Origin of the sequence: Microbacterium sp. K27, from assembly GCF_004794435.1 — a bacterium.
Taxonomy (GTDB): Bacteria; Actinomycetota; Actinomycetes; order Actinomycetales; family Microbacteriaceae; genus Microbacterium; species Microbacterium maritypicum_A.
This window is the reverse complement of sequence record NZ_SSDK01000044.1, coordinates 18,313-34,309: the sequence shown is the minus strand read 5'-3', so window position 1 is coordinate 34,309 and position 15,997 is coordinate 18,313. Positions and strand designations below refer to the sequence as shown.

Here is a 15,997-nt window from a genome sequence, read left to right as displayed (position 1 = left end):
CGTGGAGTGATCGGGCCTGGAGCTACCGTACCGCCGCATCGCGCACCTCCCGCAGAGCGAGCCACTGTGCACGCCGCTCCCGCTGCGCGACGGGGTCGGCGACGGGCGAGGCCAGGCGCAGCCGCTCGGAGTACGGATGCTCCGGGGCTCGGGTGACCTGCTCACCCTCGCCGACCTCGACGAGTTCGCCGCGGTACATGACGGCGACGCGGTGGCAGACGCGGCGGACGACGCCCAGGTCGTGCGAGACGAAGAGGTACGCCACCCCGGTGTCTCGCTGCAGCTCGATGAACAGATCGAGGATCGTCGCCTGCGTGGTCAGGTCGAGGGCGCTGACGGGCTCGTCGCACACGATGAGCCGCGGTCCGCGCACGAGGGCACGGGCGATCGCGATGCGCTGACGCTGCCCTCCGGAGAACTCGCTCGGGTAGCGGTCCATGGCCGATTCGGGAAGACGGACGCGGTCGAGCATCTCGCGCACCTTCGTCTCGGCAGACCTCGTCCCGATGCCGCTGGTGAGCAGCGGTTCGGCGAGGATGTCGCCGATCGTCATGGCCGGGTTCAGCGAGCCGTACGGGTCCTGGAAGACGACCTGGACGTCATCCGCGAGAGCGCGTCGGGCACGGCCGCCGAGTCTGCTGATCTCCTTCCCGTCGAAGCGGATGCTCCCGTCGGTCACGGGCGCGAGGCCGAGGATCGCCTTGCCGAGCGTCGACTTGCCCGAGCCGGATTCGCCGACCAGGCCGAGACATTCGCCCGGCGCGATGTCGAGGGAGACACCGTGCAGGGCACGGAAGGAGGTCCGCCCTCGGCCGTATTCCACGACCAGATCGCTCACGTCGAGCAACGCACTCATGCGTTCGCCTCGATCCTGGTGCGGTCGAGCGCGGCGCGACCTTCGGCGTCGTCGAGCGAGGCGGCGATCAGTTGGCGCGTGTACTCCTCGGTCGGCGCGGCGAACAGCGAATCGACCGGTCCCGATTCCACGATGTCGCCGCCGCGCATCACTATCACGCGGTCGCAGATGTCGGCGACGACGCCGAAGTTGTGGGTGACGATGAGCAGCGCCATGCCGTACTCGGCCTGGAGTTCGCGCAGGAGCTCGAGCACCTCGGCCTGCGCGGTCACGTCGAGCGCCGTGGTGGGCTCGTCGGCCACGAGCAGCGACGGCTTGCCCGCGATCGCGCCGGCGATGAGCACCCGCTGCGCCATGCCGCCCGACACCTGGTGCGGGTAGCTGCGCATCACCCGATCGGGGTCGGTGAGGCCGACACGCACGAGCATCGCCCGTGCCTGCGCCTCGGCCTCCGACCTGCGGAGACCGTGGGTGCGCCGCAGCGGCTCGACGAGCTGGCTGCCGATCGTGTACGAGGGGTCGAGATTGCTCATCGGCTCCTGCGGCACGTAGCCGATCTCGCGGCCGAGCAGCGCCTGTCGCTGCTTCGGCGTCGCCTTCGTCACGTCGGTTCCGCGCACCCAGATGGCATCGGCGACCGCCCGCCCGGTGGCGGGCAGCAGGTCGAGCACCGAGAACACGGTCTGCGATTTGCCGGAGCCCGACTCTCCTACGATGCCGACGACCTCGCCGGGGGCCACGTCGAGGGTGACGCCGTGCACGACCTCGGTCTCACCGGTCGGCGTGGCGTGCACGACCCGGAGGTTCTCGACCCGCAGCGCCGAATCCTCTGGTGCGTGCTGGGCGTGACCGGTGGCGGCGCGCCGCGGTGCCGTCGGGGTGGCCTCGGCGTCGGCACGCCGTCGGGAGACCCGCGGCGTGCGCACCTGCACGAGTTCGGCGAGCGTGGATCCCATGATCGCGAGCACCGCGATCGTGAGCCCGAGGGCCGCCGAAGGCCACAGCAGCATGAGCGGATAGGTGAGCATGAGACGGAAGCCCTCGAGCATCATCGCCCCCCAGCTGGGAACGTTGGAGTCGCCGATGCCGAGGAACTGGAGTCCGGCCTGCATGCCCATCGCGATGCCCGCAGTGAGCGCCGTCTGGATGATGACCGGCGGGTAGACGGCCCTGATGACGTGCCGGAAGATGATGCGCCCGTCCGACAGCCCGGAGACACGGGCCGCGTCGATGTAGGGCTCGTTGCGGACGGCGAGCGTCTGCGACCGCGCGATGCGGAAGTAGCCGGGCACCATGAACACGCCGACCGTCGCCATCAGCAGCTCGAAGTTGTTGCGGCTGCCCGCGGCCACCACGAGCAGGATGATCATGCCGGGGATCGACTGGAGTGCGTCGCTGATCCAGGTGGCGACCCGGTCGAACGTGCCCCCGAAGTAGCCGGCCGCGACGCCGGACGGCACGCCGATCACGAGCGCGGTGACGATCGTGATGAGCGCGCCCCACAGGGTCGTGCGGGTGCCGTAGATGAGACGACTCAGGATGTCACGGCCGGTCGAGTCGCCGCCGAGGAGGTGTTCGGGCCCCGGAGGCGCCTTGGCTGCGGCGAGGTCGACGAAGTTGGGGTCCATCGGCGCGAGCAGCGGCGCGAAAACCCCCACGAGCACGATGAGGACGAAGATCGCCAGCGGGATGTACCCGCCGGGGTGCCGGAGGAAGCGACGGAACAGGCTGGAACGTCGCTTCTGCGCCGCCCGGTCGAAGGCGACCCGGATGTCTGTGGTGGTCATGCGACGCGCACCTTCGGGTTGATCCAGCCGAGCACGAGATCGAGCAGGAGGTTGATGAGGACGACGAAGACGATGGAGACGACCGTGATGCCGAGGAGCATCGGGATGTCGCCGTTCTGCGAGGACTGGTTGGTGAGCTGTCCGAGGCCGGGGAGGCTGAAGATCTGCTCGACCACGATGGCTCCGGAGAGCAACCCGACGAACATCAGGGCGATGACGGTGAGGGCGGCCGGTGAGGCGTTGCGGAGGATGTGCAGGTTGACCCTGGTCGCCGAGAGACCGCGGCTGCGGAGAGTGCGCACCCAGTCCTGGCGGCTCTGGGTGATGACGGCATTGCGCAACTGCTCGGAGACGGCGACGATGCCGCCGAGGGCGAGCGAGATCGCCGGGAGGGTGATGGAACGCAGCCATCCGTCCACCGACTGCGTGGGCGGCACGTAGCCGACGGCGGGGAACCACTTCAGCTGCACCGCGAGCCACATGACGAGCACGAGGCTCACCCAGAAGCCGGGGAGCGCGAACAGGACGACGGAGATGCCCTTGATGATCCGGTCGAACCAGGTTCCCGGCCGCAACCCCGTGATCATCCCGAAGGCGATGCCGATGACAGCGGTGATCAGCGTCGCGAACGTCACGACCGACAGCGTCACGGGCACCTTGATCGCGAGCTGTGCGCTGACAGGCTGGAAGTTGCGCCAGGAGACGCCGAAGTCGAGCAGCGCGGCATGCGAGAGCCAGTCCCAGAACTGCACCAGGAGCGGACGGTCCAGACCGATCTTCTCGGCCAGGGCCGCTTGCTGGGCGGGACTCGCCGTGGTCCCCAGGAGCGAAGCGGTCGGGTCGCTGATGGCGAGGTGCGCCAGGAAGAAGGTGCCGATCGAGACCGCGACGAGCAGAAGGATGCCGGACAGCAACCGCTTCGCCGTGAACAGGAGCATGGGGACCTCTCGGAAGGTGGGGGTCGGAGGGGGAAGGGTGTCGGGGCGGCCGGCGTCGCGGCCGCCCCGACGGGCGTCAGCCCTGAGTGATGTAGCGCAGCGTCGGGAACATCATCCCCACCACCGGCTGCAGCTGGATGCCGGGCGCCGTGTAGTAGATGTTGTTCGCCTGGTACCAGACCGACCACCACGCCTGGTCGACGAGGGCCTTGTTGAGCTCCTTGACGGCGTCGGTCTGCGCGTCGCCGCGCTCTGTCTGCACCTTCTCGACGAGCGGAGCGATGACCTCGTTCTGCGCGTAGTCGGGCTCGGGGTTGAACCACTGCACGCTGGCCACCTGACGGGAGACGGTGGCCACGTCGTTGCCGTCCATCGCGAGGAACGAGATGAACATCGGGTAGTTCGGCGCGTTCAACTGGTAGTCCGGCATCTGCATGTTGTCCCACGTGACCTTCACACCGAGCTCGTTGAGCGCCTGCTCGGCCGACGGCTTCCACATCTCGAAGATGGGCGACATCGGCATCGAGATCGCGAACCCGTCCGGGTAGCCGGCGTCGGCCAGCAGCTCCTTGGCCTTGGTCATGTCGTAGGCGTACGTCTCGTTCAGCGACGGGTCGTTGATCGGCCCGCCGTCGGGGAACACCTGGTTCGTGGCGACCCCGGCTCCGCTGCCGACGGCAGCGAGGACGGCGGCTCCGTCGAAGGCGTAGTTGAGCGCCTGCCGCACCTCGAGCTTGCCGAGAGGCTCGCTCTTGGCGCCGGTGTGGTCGGTGATCACGAGCCCCGCCCAGCCGGAGACGCGCTCGGCGGTGTTCCAGCCCTGCTGCTTCGCCTGCTCGAGGTTGGCGACGTCGCCGTACTGCACGTTGATCTGACCGCTGAGCATGGCGTTGTGGCGTGCGGTGGCGTCGGTGATCGGGAAGATCGCCAGCTCGGAGAACGGATAGGTCTCGGCATCCCAATGACCGGCGGCCTTGGTGAAGTGATATTCGGCGCCGGCCACGCTCGTCGCGCTGTCGAGGACGTAGGGCCCGGAGCCGATCGGCTCACTGCCGAGCGTGCCCGCTTCGATCGACGCCGGGGAGGCGATGTAGCTGCGGCCGAGACCCATGAGGTACAGGATCGTGTCGTCGCGCTGGGTGAGGGCGATACGGACGGTGTCGTCGTCGACCTTCTCGAAGGAGGCGGCATTGACGTAGGCCTCCCCCGAACGAGCGCCGGCCTTGAGGTACTCGAGGCTCGTGATCACGGCGTCGGCATCGACCGGGGTGCCGTCGCTGAACACGGCGTCGGTGCGGATGTCGAGGTCGATGCTGAGGTCGTCGTCGGCGACCTTCCACTCGGTGGCGAGCGACGGGATCGGGTTGCCGTCGGCGTCGAGGGCGATCAGGGCGTCGTAGACCGCGGAGAGGTACGGGCCGTCGAAGCCGATGTCGGCGAGCGAGGGATCCCAGGACGTGATGTCGAGGAAGTTCCCGATGTTGAGCGCATCGGGACTCTCGACATCGCTGCCGCCGGACGGCGAGGGTGTCGAGCCGCTGCAGCTGGTGAGCGCGAGGGTCGCGGCGACGGCCGCGACGAGCGCGAGGGGCATTCGTTTCATGGTTCCTTCTCTCGGGTGCAGGGGTGGTGAAGAAGGGGTGAGGTGCCGCTGACCGGAGGCCGGATCCGACGTCACTTCGATGTGTCGTGCTGTTTAGTCTACATGCGTGGAAAAAGAGCGCAAGAGCGTTTCCTCCGCGGAGAGCGCCGACTCATGCCTCGGGGCGCACCGGCCTTGTCCGTGCGCGCAGGCATGGCCGGGCGTGGCGCATCCTGCCCTCGGATCGCAGCGCTCAGGCGGCGATGTCGAAGCGCGCTCTGCCACCCGGACGAGGTGTGCGGGCGGGGTCGACCGAGGCCGGCGGGAGGAACCACACCCTCGCGCACCCGCCGCCACCGTCGATGCGGACATCCCATCCGTTGTCATGGATGCGGTGGTGACAGGTCTCGCACAGCAGCACGCCGTTCGAGAGATCCGTCGGTCCGCGGTCGCGTCTCCACCACCGGATGTGATGCGCCTTCGTCATCTCGGGCGGCAGCCCGCACATGGCGCAGCCGCCATCCCGTTCCGCCAACGCCAACCGCTGTGCCCGTGTGAACAGGCGCTTCTCGCGCCCCCAGTCGAGCACTTCACTCGCGGCTCCGAGCACGCACGGGATCACTCCGCCGCCGGCGGCCATGCGCCTCGCAGCTCCGATGCTCACCGGCTGCTCGATCCCGTCGATCTCGGCGGAGCCGGTGCCGGCCTCGAGGTCGTCGAGGCCCACCCTCACGACGATCGTGGCACCCGCCAGCGGCACCCTGGTCGCACATCCGAGCACGTGCGCGGCGAACACGGCGAGCGCATCAGCCTGAATCATCGGCACCGTGCGGCGGTCGGCGTCCGGCGCATCGGCGTCCGTCGCATCCTTCCGAGCGGCGAATGCGGCGGTCACGTACCCGCGGATCGCCGTGACGACGGGGGCTGCGGTCTCGGCGTCGAGGATCGCGTTCAGATGCAGCATCCCGTCGCGCTCATGAATGGTGAGCGATCGGCGGGAACGCTGCTCCTCGAGCCGCGGCTCCACACCATCCGGATCGAGCCACGCTTCTGCGCGAACCACCAGCTTGCGCACGTCGTCGAGAGCGAGCCCCGCCGCCTTCTCCACGAGCACCCGCTCCGCCTCGGCGACACGCACCGCTCCCGCCGGCAGTCGGCACCGATCCAACAGCGCGATGATCACCGCCGCCGCCTGGGCACTCAACACCCCCGCACCGAGCGCCTCGCGCACCACCGGATACTTCGCAGGCAGGGGCGCACCCAAGAGGTCTGCGCGGGGCGCCACGGCTTCCCCGACCTTCACGAGCCGCGTCGCGTCACCCCGCGACACACCCACGGTCGCCGCGATCAACGTCGCCGGGTTCCGGAAGCCCTGCTGCTTCGCGAGGCTCTCCGCGCCCAACTCCGGACGGGACTCGCGGGAGATGCACGCGGCCACCTCGACGTGCACCGCATCCAACCGTCTCTGCAGCTCCCCGAGGGATGCACTCACCGCGATCAGCTGCTCGCGCGACAACTCGCCCGACTCGTCGGCGCCAGCCCACGCCGCGTCGAGGCGGGACATCGCCTCGTGCAGTACGGCCAACTTCGACATGACTCGATTCTACCGAAGCAGGTCGCGAGTTTCGAACATATCTTCGAATGGATGCCGGTATTCTGACGGTCGTTCCCGGTCGAGCGCTGCGCGCGGAAACCCCTTCCCTCCCGTGCGGTCCACGAAAGGCACTCGACGACAGACCGCCCGCGGCCGTCGGCCTGGCCACCTCTTCTGATCGCGATCGCCCTGGAGGTCAGCGCGACCCCTCTGCGGCCGAGGGCTTCACGCATCCGCTCTGGCTCATCGTCGTCGTGATCGGCTACACCGGCTCACTGGGGCTGCTGTCGGTCGCGCTCGATCGCGGGATGGCGATCGGCGTCGTGCTCATCGCGGCCGGTGTGGCGATGATCGAGTTCGGCGGCGCGCACTGACGCGAGCACGCAGACCGCAGCCACTCCGTGGTTCACTGGATCCGATCGCAACGGCCGAGAGGAAGAGGGCGCCGTGGGCACGTGGGGACCGGGGAACTTCGACGACGACACCGTCGCCGACGGACTGAGCGAGATCACGGACGATCTCATCGCGAAGATCGCCGAGGTGTTCGCCGACGAGGACGATGACACCGAGCTGCAGCCGGACGAGTGGGGCGGATCGATGGCGCCCGCCTGGCTGGAGATCCTCACCGACATCGGATCCGCCGGCCGCGTGGGGGCGACTTTCCCGCCGAGCAGCACGCTCGAAGCCTGGCGGGATCGCTACGTCCGCGTGTGGGACGAGTACATCGATGAGCTCGAACCCGATGAGGACTACCGCGTCGACCGGCGGCAGGTCATCGTCTCGACGTTCGAGCGCGCTCTGACCGTCGCCCGCGAGCGCGAGGCGTAGGCGCCCCCCCTCACCACGCGCCGTCGGCCCGCACCTCGCGGTCGACCCGGCATCCGGCGAGCGCGGCACGCACCTCGGCTCCGTGATCGCGGGCGAGCGCGAGCGCCGCGTGGTTCTCCTCCAGCTGCGCGAGACGAGAGGCGCCGAACAGCACATTCGCGGTGGCGGGGTTCGACAGGCAGAAGGCGATGCCGAGTGCGGCCGGTGTGACCCCGAACCCGGCGGCGACGCGCGCGACCTCGGGATACACGGCGACGATCTGCTCACGGACGCCTCCGACGTCGGCGCCGATCTTCCGCTCGGGCACACGCCCCGTGGCCAGGATGCCGCCCTCGAACACATCGGACGCCTGCAGGGCGAGCGTGCCGTCGGCGAACAGCGGGCCGTAGGCATCGCCCTCCGCCATCGCCCTCCGAGCGATGCCGTACTTCAACTGCGCGAACACCGGACCTGCCACGCTCTGCTCCGCGGCCTCGGCGAGCGCCTCCCGCGTGTGCTCGATCCGCCAGTTGTTGATGCCCCAGGAGTCGACGAGCCCTTCGGCGATGAGCTCGTTCACGTCGGCGACGAGGCGCGGCATATCGGGGGCGTCGAGGTAGTCGCCCACCACGAGGGTGTCGAAGCGGTCGAGTCCCGCTCGCTCCAGCGACTCCTCGAGCTGCGCGCGGAATCCCTGGTTCGGCCAGTCCCACAGCCAGAGCTTGCCGCACAGCACGATGTCGGCACGATCGACGCCACTGGCTCGCAGCGCCTGCCCGAACAGGACGTCGGTCTTCGAGTTCTCGGCGTGCGGGCCCATGTTGTAGTACGCGACGTCGAAGAACCCGGCATCCAGCTCCACCGCCCGGCGGATCATGGCGACCGCCGCGTCGGGCCCCATCCGGTCCCAGGTGTTCCACGATCCGAGCGCCAGCGGAGGCACGGGCACGCCTACGGGGTCCAGGCGTTTCCGGGGATATGTCGTTTCGGGCATGGAGGCTCCTTCGCCTTCTCGAGACACGGGGTTGTGTTTTTCTATGTTTGTAGAATATAACGGAGACATCCCGTCAGAACAGCCGTCAGTGAGGACGAACATGACCGCATCTCCCCGCCGGATCCTGGTCACCGGAGGCGCATCCGGGCTCGGCCGCGGCATCGCCGCCGCCTTCCGGGACGCCGGAGACGAGGTCTTCATCGGCGACGTGAACGCGGATGCCGCGGCCGCCGTCGCTGCTGAGATCGGCGAGACGGCCCTCACGCTCGATATCAGCGACGAGACCTCCGTGCGCGCCGCGGCCGAGCGGGTCGTCGCCGACGGCGGACTCGACGTCCTGGTCAACAACGCCGGCATCGTCGCCGGCGGCGGCACCCTCCAGGAGGTCCCGGTCGACGTCGTCGATGCGGCCCTGCGGGTCAACGTGCGCGGCACCTTCCTCATGCTCCGCGTCTTCGGCGGTCTGCTCGCCGAGGCGGGACGCGGGTCGATCGTCAACATCTCCTCGATCGGCGCCCGCCAGCCCACCCCCGGCCTCGGCCACTACGAGGCGACCAAGGCCGCGGTCGACGCCCTCACCCGCACGGCCGCGATCGAGCTCGCCGCGGCGGGCGTGCGCGTGAACGCGGTCGCCCCCGGGCCTGTGCTCACGCCCCTGACCGCCGACTTCGCGTCCAACCCGCAGGCGCGCGCGGCCTGGGAGTCGCGCATCCCCCTCGGCTCGATCGCCGAGGTCTCCCAGATCACGCCGCTCGTGCTGTTCCTCGCGAGCGATGCCGCCAGCCACATCACCGGAGTCTCCGTCGCCGTCGACGGCGGACAGCTCCTGGTCTGACCGACACCGCCGTCTGGAGAACCATGTCCCTCCCCACGCTCGACCTGCCGCCCGCCCCCGGGCTTCCGACTTCGACCCGCGCCGCCGTGCTCACCGCGCACGGCGAACCGCTCACCCTGCAGAACCTTCCCCTCCCCGCCGAGATCGAGCCCGGCGCCGCCCTCGTGCGCATCTCGTGCACCACGCTGTGCGGCACCGACATCGAGATCTGGGAAGGCCGGATGAGCTTCCCCGGCATGCTCCCGATGGTGCTCGGACACGAGATGGTCGGCGAGATCGTCGCTACGGGGCCCGACACGAAGGACGCCCTGGGACGCCCGCTCTCCCCCGGCGACCGCATCGGCTGGTCCGAGTCGACCTGCGGCGAGTGCCACGGATGCGTGGTGCTGCGCGAACCCGTCGCGTGCTCCCGCCGCGGCTACGGGTTCCTGCAGCGGGCCGACGTGCATCCCTTCGCCACCGCTGGACTCTCGGAGTATGCCTACGTGACCCCGGGGGCGGCGAAACTGCTGCTCCCGGCGTCGGTGAAGGACACCTGGGCGTCGATGGCCGGGTGCGCGGCCAAGACCGTGCTGCGGGCCTTCGAACGGGCCGGGCGCATCCGGCCCGGCTCACGCGTGGTCGTGCAGGGCGCCGGCGCGCTCGGCATCTTCGCCACGGCCGTCGCGAAGATCTCGGGAGCCGGCCAGGTCATCACGATCGGCGCCCCCGCGTCGCGCCTGGAACTCGCCGGACGCTTCGGCGCCGACGCGGTCGTCGACTTCCGCGACGGCCCGGTCGTCGAACAGGTCATGGCGCTCACCGGAGGCCGCGGAGCCGACCACGTGTTCGATTTCGCCGGCGCGCCGAGCGTCGGACCCGACGCGATCGCGATGGCGGCACAGCGCGGCACGGTCGCCATCGTCGGGTCCACCGGTCCCGCAGGCGACGGCTTCCCGCTCAGCACGATCATGGGCAAGGAGCTCACCGTGGTCGGCTCGCTCAACGGCGACATCTCGGACTACTCCCGCGCGATCGACTTCTTCACCGCGTTCGCCGACCGCTTCCCCTGGGACGACCTGTTCAGCGCCCCGGTCGGCCTGGCCGACGCCTCCGCGAAGATCGCCCACATGCACCAGCTCGATGAGGTCAAGGCCGTCATCGACCCGAGACGGTGAGGACCCCGTGACCACTCCCCTCCTGCCCCGCCGCGAGATCGGCCGCAGCGGCATCGACGCCTCGCTGTTCTCCCTCGGCTCCTGGCACACCTATGACCGGATGGACTTCGGCGACGCGGTCACGATGCTCCGGGAGGCCGTCGACCGCGGCGTGAACCTGTTCGACGTCGGCGTGTACTCCGCACCGGGAGCGCCGCCCGTCTTCACCGACGTGATCTTCTCGGCGATGGTGCGCGCCGCAGGGCTCCGGCGCGACGAGTGGCTGCTCTCGTCGAAGCTGTGGCTCGAGGCGTTCGGCGATGACGGGTTCCGCCCGCAGCTCGAGAACGCGCTGATACGGGTCGGCGTCGAGCACGCCGACCTGGTGATCCTCGGCGACCTGCGCCGCGACGACCTCGCCCTGCGCGACCTCGTCCTCGACCTCGCCCGCCTCGAGGGGGCCGGGCTCATCCGCGCCTGGGGTGTGAACAACTGGTCGGCGTCGAGCATCCAGACCCTGATCGACATCGCCGCCGCGGAGGGCGTCTCCGGGCCGCAGATCGCGCAGCTCAAATACAGCGTCTCCCGGCGCTCGATCCCCGACGGCGCGCCCTTCGCACGCCTGTGGGATCAGGGGCTGACGCTCCAGGCCTCCGACTGCCTGGAGGGCGGTGTGCTCGCAGGCAAGATCAACGGGAACAGGCAGATCGGCCGCGACCCCGGCGATATCCGGGAGCGGATCATCGCGGATGTACCCGCCTTCTCCGACCTGGCCTCGTCGCTCGATGTCTCACCCGCGCAGCTCGGGATCGCGTTCACGCTCACCCATCCGGCACTCACGACCACGTTGTTCGGCGCATCGAGCATCGACCAGCTGCGCGCGAATCTCGACGCCGCAGCCCTGGTCGACCGCATCGGCATCGAGGAGTTGCGCCGCCTCGTCGAGCCGTTCTGGGCCGACCGCGGGGTCGTCGACCCCGAAGGCCCCTGACCCGCCTCCCCCATCGCTTCCAGGAGAACCATGACCGCCACCGCCGCCGGACACCCGACCGTCGCCCCCGTGCCCTTCGACCCCGAGGTGCAGGCCGTGCTCGATGAGCTCGCGAAGAATCCGCAGCCGCCCCTCACCCGCGACACCCTTCCGCGCGACGGAGTCGACCGGATGTTCCCGGACAACGACGCGGTCATCGCCGGGCGCGACATCGAGTGGGAGGATCACGTCATCCCCGGTCCTCCCGGAGCGCCCGAGATCGAGATCACGGTGTTCCGTCCGGCCGACACCCGCGACGAGGTGCTTCCCGCCTTCGTGAACATCCACGGCGGGGGCATGATCGTCGGTCACCGCTCGTGGGAGACGGGGCGCGTGGTCGACATCGTCGACGAACACCGCGTGGTCGCGGTCAACGTCGAGTACCGCCTCGCCCCCGAGAACCCCTACCCCGCCGGAGTCGAGGACTGCTATGCCGCCTTCGTCTGGGTGCACGCGAACGCTGCCGGGCTCGGCGTCGATCCGGAGCGCATCGTCGTCGGCGGCGGCAGCGCGGGCGGAGGTCTCACGGCGGCAGTGGCTCTCCTGGCCCGCGACCGGCAGGGTCCGGTCATGGCCGGACAGCTGCTGCTGTGCCCGATGATCGACAACACCAACACCACGGTCGCCAGTCTTCAGTACGACGGCATCGGAACCTGGCAGCGCGAGATGAATCTGCTCGCGTGGTCGTGCGTGCTGGGCGACGACCTCGCCTTCCATCCGGATGCTCCCGCCTACGCCGCCCCCAGCCGCGCCGTCGATGTGGCGGGACTCCCACCCGCCTTCATCGAGGTCGGCGAGGCCGAGGCGTTCCGCGATGAGGACACCGAGTACGCGCTGCGCATCTGGGCGACCGGCGGGCAGGCCGAGCTGCATGTGTGGGGAGGTGGCGCGCACGGCTTCGACATGTACATGCCCGACGCCGAGATCTCGCGCGCCGCTCTCGCGGCCCGCGCGTCGTGGCTGCGTCGCATCTGGCGGGCCGCGCGATGACCGCGCCGCTGCCTGTCCCCTACGACCCGGAGCTCGTCGCCGGACTCGATGCGTTCGTCGAGATGGTCGAGATCATCCCGCTGCGTGCCGACACGATCCACGCGAATCGCGACCACTTCGCGACGATCATCCCGTCCATGGCCATGCAGTCCGATGGCCGTGCGATCACGTGGGAGGACCGGACCATCCCCGGGCCCATCGGGGCTCCCGCCATCGAGATCACGATCGTACGGCCCGCCCGGCCGGCGCCCGCCCCCGCCCCCGCCGTGCTGTCGATCCACGGTGGTGGCATGGTGCTGGGCACCCGGTTCTTCGGCACGGCGGAGCTCATCGACCTCGCCGAGCGGCACGGTGTCGTCGGGGTGGCCGTCGAGTATCGCCTGGCGCCCGAGCACCCCGGCCCCGCCCAGGCGGAGGACTGCTACGCCGCGCTCGAGTGGATGGCCGCGCACGCCGAGGAACTCGGCATCGACCCCGACCGCATCATCGCCTCGGGGATGTCCGCCGGTGGCGGCCTCTCGGCCGCGGTCGCTCTGATCACTCGGGATCGGGGCGGGCCACGCCTGGCCGGTCAGCTGCTCGGGTGTCCGATGCTCGACGATCGCAACGAGACCGCATCCAGCCGTCAGTACGACGGTTTCGGCGCGTGGGATCGGAACAACAACGACACCGCGTGGGACGCCATCGCCGGAGAGGACCGCTTCACCGACCGCGTCTCGCCGTACACCGCGCCCGCGCGCGCCGCTGACCTCTCAGGACTCGCCCCCGCGTTCATCGAGGTGGGCGCCGCGGAGACGTTCCGCGACGAGGCCGTCGACTACGCTCTCCGCATCTGGGCGACCGGGGGACGAGCCGAACTGCACGTATGGGCCGGCGGATATCACGGGTTCTCCGGGTTCTCCCCCGATGCCGAGGTCTCGAAGGCCGCCGTCGCCGCCCGCGAGAGCTGGCTGCGCCGCATCCTGCGCCTCGGCGGATGAGCCTCCCCGCCCCTGAGGAGCCCGCTCGCCCGCGCATGAGCACCCTGCGGGCGATGCTGGTGCTGGGGATGCTGGAGGCCTTCGGGCCCCTGTCGATGGACCTGTACCTTCCGCAGCTGCCGCAGCTCGCCGCGTCGCTCGGCACGACGGAGGCTCTCGCGCAGGTGACGATGTCGGCGTGCATGATCGGCCTCGGACTCGGCCAGCTCGTGGCAGGGCCGCTGAGCGATCGACTCGGCCGACGACTGCCGTTGATGGTCGGAGTAGCGGCTTTCGCGGTGCTCTCCCTCGTGTGCGCCGTCGCTCCGAACATCGAGCTCCTGCTGATCTCCCGTTTCCTGCAGGGGCTCGCGGGCTCGGCCGGCATCGTGATCTGCCTGGCCATCGCCCGCGACCAGTTCGAGGGTGTCGAGCTGTCGCGGATGCTGTCACTGCTGTTCCTCGTGTCCGGCACGGCGCCGATCATCGCGCCGGTCGTCGGCGGCCAGCTGGCCCTGATCATGGACTGGCGCGGTATCTTCGGCGTGCTCAGCGCAGTCGGGGTCGTCCTGCTCCTCGTCGTGGTGTTCGCCCTGCCCGAGACGCTGCCCCCGTCGAGGCGGCACGGCGCCGGCCCCGTGGCGCTCCGGTCGCACACCGCAGCCGTCGTGCGCGATCGCCTCTTCGTGGCGGTGCTGTGCGCCGCGGCGGGAGGCGGTGTCGCGTTCTTCACCTACCTGTCGATGTCGTCGTTCGTGCTGCAGGATCAGTTCGGCCTCAGCCCGCAGGCCTTCAGCCTCGCGTTCGCGGCGGGGGCGCTGGCCAGCATCGTCGGCAGCCAGACCAGCCGGCTCGTGGTGCGCCGCTGGGGACCCCTGCGCGTGTATCTCGGCGGTATCACGGCGACGCTGCTCGCCACCACCCTGCTGCTCGTGCTGACCTCGACTGGCACCGGGGTCTCCGGAGTCATCGGGGCGCTCATCGGATTCATGCTGTGCTCCGGGCTGGGTGGCCCCAACGGCCAGACGCTCGCACTCGCCCACCACGGCGCACGCGCCGGCACGGCCTCGGCCCTGCTCGGCATGGCGACGTTCCTGTTCGGTCCGGTGCTCGCGCCCCTCGCCGCGGGCCTCGGCGGCACGAACTCCCTCACCATGGCCGTCACCATGACGATCGCCGCCGCCGTGGCAGCCGTCGCGGCCTGGGTGTTCGTGCGCCCCGCCGCAGAGCCTCGGTAGCAGCCCGTCGGCCACCGGCCAGCGGAGACGGGCCTCGCCGATCAGAACCCGAGGCACATCGCAGCGACACCGACGGCCATGGCCCACGACTCGGTCGTGAGCAGTCGTGCGGTCCTGCCGTGATGCACCGGCGCCACGAACCACTCGGCGACGACGGTCCACACCACGACCCCCACCACCCCGACCAGCACCAGAACCGACAGGACGCCGTCCAGTGCATGACCGCCGTGCCCCGCGTCCGCCGCCTGCATCGACGCGCCCGTCGCTCCCGTGGCGTTCGTCGACGCGCTCTCGAAGGCGCACGCGGCCATCACGAGCGACACGAGGGCGCGGTGACAGCACGTGGCCGCCGACGGCGTGCCCCGCACCCCCATGGTGCCGAGCATCGCCGAAAGCAGGAGGACGGCGCCGAGGATCAGCCCCGCGAGGGTGTCGCCGTCCGTGACGGCGAGGAACAGCATCACCGCGGCCATCACGAGGGACGCCTGGCGTCCCTGCCACGGCACGACGCGCCACGCCGCGATGCAGGCGACAGCCGAGACGATCGCCGCTGCGGCCATCAGCCACGGTGCTGCGGGAAGGAGGTGTTCCACCCGGGAAGTATATTGAGCAACCGCTCAATATAGCTAGACCTCGTCATGATGCGAGAGGATGGGCACGTGCCCCGCATCGTCGACCACGATGAGCGCCGCCGGCAGATCGCCGAGGCGCTGCTCGCCGTGGCTGCCCGCGACGGGCACGAGAGCGTCTCCTCACGCGCCGTCGCCAAGGAGCTCGGCGTCGCCACCGGATCGCTCTGGCACTACTTCGAGGGCTTCGACGAGGTCGTGCGCGCCGCGGCCGCCGAGGTCACCCGCCGCACCGACGCCCGCATCGCCGCAGCCACCGAGGGGCTGCGGGGACTGGCGAGACTCCAGGCGCTGATGCGTGAAGTGCTGCCGATCGATGAGACCACCCGCACCGAGGCGCACGTGGTCGTCGGCTTCTGGGGGCGACTGGCGGCCCTCGCCCCCACGCCTGACGCCGGAGCCCCCACGCTCGCGACCTGGCAGAGCAGCATCCGACTCGCTCTCGCCGAGGCCGTCCACGACCGCGAGCTGCGCACCGACACCCCCACCGAGGCCGTACTGTCGCTGCTGCGCTCGATCACCTACGGGCAGCAGATCGTCGAGGTCACCGAGCCCCAGCCCGCGGCCGCGCACCTCGCGGTGCTCGACAGCATCCTCGCGCCCTGGCGCGCCTGAGCCGCGC

16 protein-coding genes are annotated in these 15,997 nt (G+C 70.1%); 9 read left to right on the top strand and 7 right to left on the bottom strand.

The genetic code is table 11. From position 1 onward, the window contains the following. Positions 1 to 22: 22 nt before the first annotated feature. The 5 genes from DW307_RS14820 to DW307_RS14800 form a co-directional block, all read right to left on the bottom strand. Positions 23 to 856 carry an ATP-binding cassette domain-containing protein gene (locus DW307_RS14820; RefSeq protein ID WP_136025089.1) on the bottom strand — a complete coding sequence of 278 codons (834 nt, stop codon included), beginning with the start codon at positions 854 to 856 and terminating at the stop codon, positions 23 to 25. Continuing rightward, positions 853 to 2,643 (bottom strand): dipeptide/oligopeptide/nickel ABC transporter permease/ATP-binding protein, encoded by a 1,791-nt coding sequence (locus tag DW307_RS14815; RefSeq protein ID WP_136025088.1) that lies wholly within the window; start codon positions 2,641 to 2,643, stop codon positions 853 to 855. Before DW307_RS14815 ends, DW307_RS14820 begins: the two co-directional genes overlap by 4 nt. After that, positions 2,640 to 3,581 (bottom strand): ABC transporter permease, encoded by a 942-nt coding sequence (locus tag DW307_RS14810; protein ID WP_021201014.1) that lies wholly within the window; start codon positions 3,579 to 3,581, stop codon positions 2,640 to 2,642. Before DW307_RS14810 ends, DW307_RS14815 begins: the two co-directional genes overlap by 4 nt. Positions 3,582 to 3,657: 76 nt before the next feature. Continuing rightward, a complete protein-coding gene (locus DW307_RS14805) occupies positions 3,658 to 5,184 on the bottom strand; it encodes an ABC transporter substrate-binding protein (protein ID WP_240750686.1) in 1,527 nt (508 codons plus the stop codon). 232 nt (positions 5,185 to 5,416) lie between these two features. Continuing rightward, on the bottom strand, positions 5,417 to 6,757 hold the full coding sequence (locus DW307_RS14800; RefSeq protein ID WP_136025087.1) for an HNH endonuclease signature motif containing protein: 1,341 nt from the start codon (positions 6,755 to 6,757) through the stop codon (positions 5,417 to 5,419). 47 nt (positions 6,758 to 6,804) lie between these two features. Here DW307_RS14800 and DW307_RS18305 point away from each other — a divergent pair, with 47 nt between their 5' ends. Together DW307_RS18305 and DW307_RS14790 are read left to right on the top strand one after the other, a co-directional pair. Further along, positions 6,805 to 7,131: a hypothetical protein gene (locus DW307_RS18305; protein WP_231479874.1), complete on the top strand. Its 327-nt coding sequence runs from the start codon at positions 6,805 to 6,807 to the stop codon at positions 7,129 to 7,131. 73 nt (positions 7,132 to 7,204) lie between these two features. Further along, positions 7,205 to 7,585: a hypothetical protein gene (locus DW307_RS14790; protein WP_029260442.1), complete on the top strand. Its 381-nt coding sequence runs from the start codon at positions 7,205 to 7,207 to the stop codon at positions 7,583 to 7,585. Positions 7,586 to 7,595: 10 nt separating this feature from the next. On the opposite strand, the gene DW307_RS14785 is transcribed toward DW307_RS14790, so the two are convergent. Further along, complete coding sequence (locus DW307_RS14785) at positions 7,596 to 8,558, bottom strand: aldo/keto reductase (protein WP_136025086.1); 963 nt, start codon at positions 8,556 to 8,558, stop codon at positions 7,596 to 7,598. A 100-nt stretch (positions 8,559 to 8,658) separates the two neighbouring features. Here DW307_RS14785 and DW307_RS14780 point away from each other — a divergent pair, with 100 nt between their 5' ends. Genes DW307_RS14780 through DW307_RS14755 form a run of 6 tightly spaced genes read left to right on the top strand, consistent with a single transcriptional unit; the run spans position 8,659 to position 14,746 of the window. Next, entirely contained in the window at positions 8,659 to 9,393 is a 735-nt protein-coding gene (locus tag DW307_RS14780; RefSeq protein WP_136025085.1) for an SDR family NAD(P)-dependent oxidoreductase, read from the top strand. 23 nt (positions 9,394 to 9,416) lie between these two features. Continuing rightward, entirely contained in the window at positions 9,417 to 10,550 is a 1,134-nt protein-coding gene (locus DW307_RS14775) for a zinc-binding dehydrogenase (protein WP_136025084.1), read from the top strand. Positions 10,551 to 10,557: 7 nt separating this feature from the next. Then, positions 10,558 to 11,520 (top strand): aldo/keto reductase, encoded by a 963-nt coding sequence (locus DW307_RS14770; RefSeq protein ID WP_205810514.1) that lies wholly within the window; start codon positions 10,558 to 10,560, stop codon positions 11,518 to 11,520. Between the two features lie 30 nt (positions 11,521 to 11,550). After that, positions 11,551 to 12,549 carry an alpha/beta hydrolase gene (locus DW307_RS14765; protein ID WP_136025082.1) on the top strand — a complete coding sequence of 333 codons (999 nt, stop codon included), beginning with the start codon at positions 11,551 to 11,553 and terminating at the stop codon, positions 12,547 to 12,549. Next, positions 12,546 to 13,529, top strand: coding sequence for an alpha/beta hydrolase (locus DW307_RS14760; protein ID WP_136025081.1), 984 nt, complete (start codon positions 12,546 to 12,548; stop codon positions 13,527 to 13,529). Before DW307_RS14765 ends, DW307_RS14760 begins: the two co-directional genes overlap by 4 nt. Positions 13,530 to 13,564: 35 nt before the next feature. Then, on the top strand, positions 13,565 to 14,746 hold the full coding sequence (locus tag DW307_RS14755; RefSeq protein WP_136025139.1) for a multidrug effflux MFS transporter: 1,182 nt from the start codon (positions 13,565 to 13,567) through the stop codon (positions 14,744 to 14,746). A 41-nt stretch (positions 14,747 to 14,787) separates the two neighbouring features. On the opposite strand, the gene DW307_RS14750 is transcribed toward DW307_RS14755, so the two are convergent. Next, positions 14,788 to 15,339, bottom strand: coding sequence for a hypothetical protein (locus DW307_RS14750; RefSeq protein WP_136025080.1), 552 nt, complete (start codon positions 15,337 to 15,339; stop codon positions 14,788 to 14,790). A 66-nt stretch (positions 15,340 to 15,405) separates the two neighbouring features. Between DW307_RS14750 and DW307_RS14745 the strand changes: the two genes are divergently transcribed. Continuing rightward, entirely contained in the window at positions 15,406 to 15,990 is a 585-nt protein-coding gene (locus DW307_RS14745) for a TetR/AcrR family transcriptional regulator (protein WP_136025079.1), read from the top strand. The last annotated feature ends 7 nt before the right edge of the window (positions 15,991 to 15,997 follow it).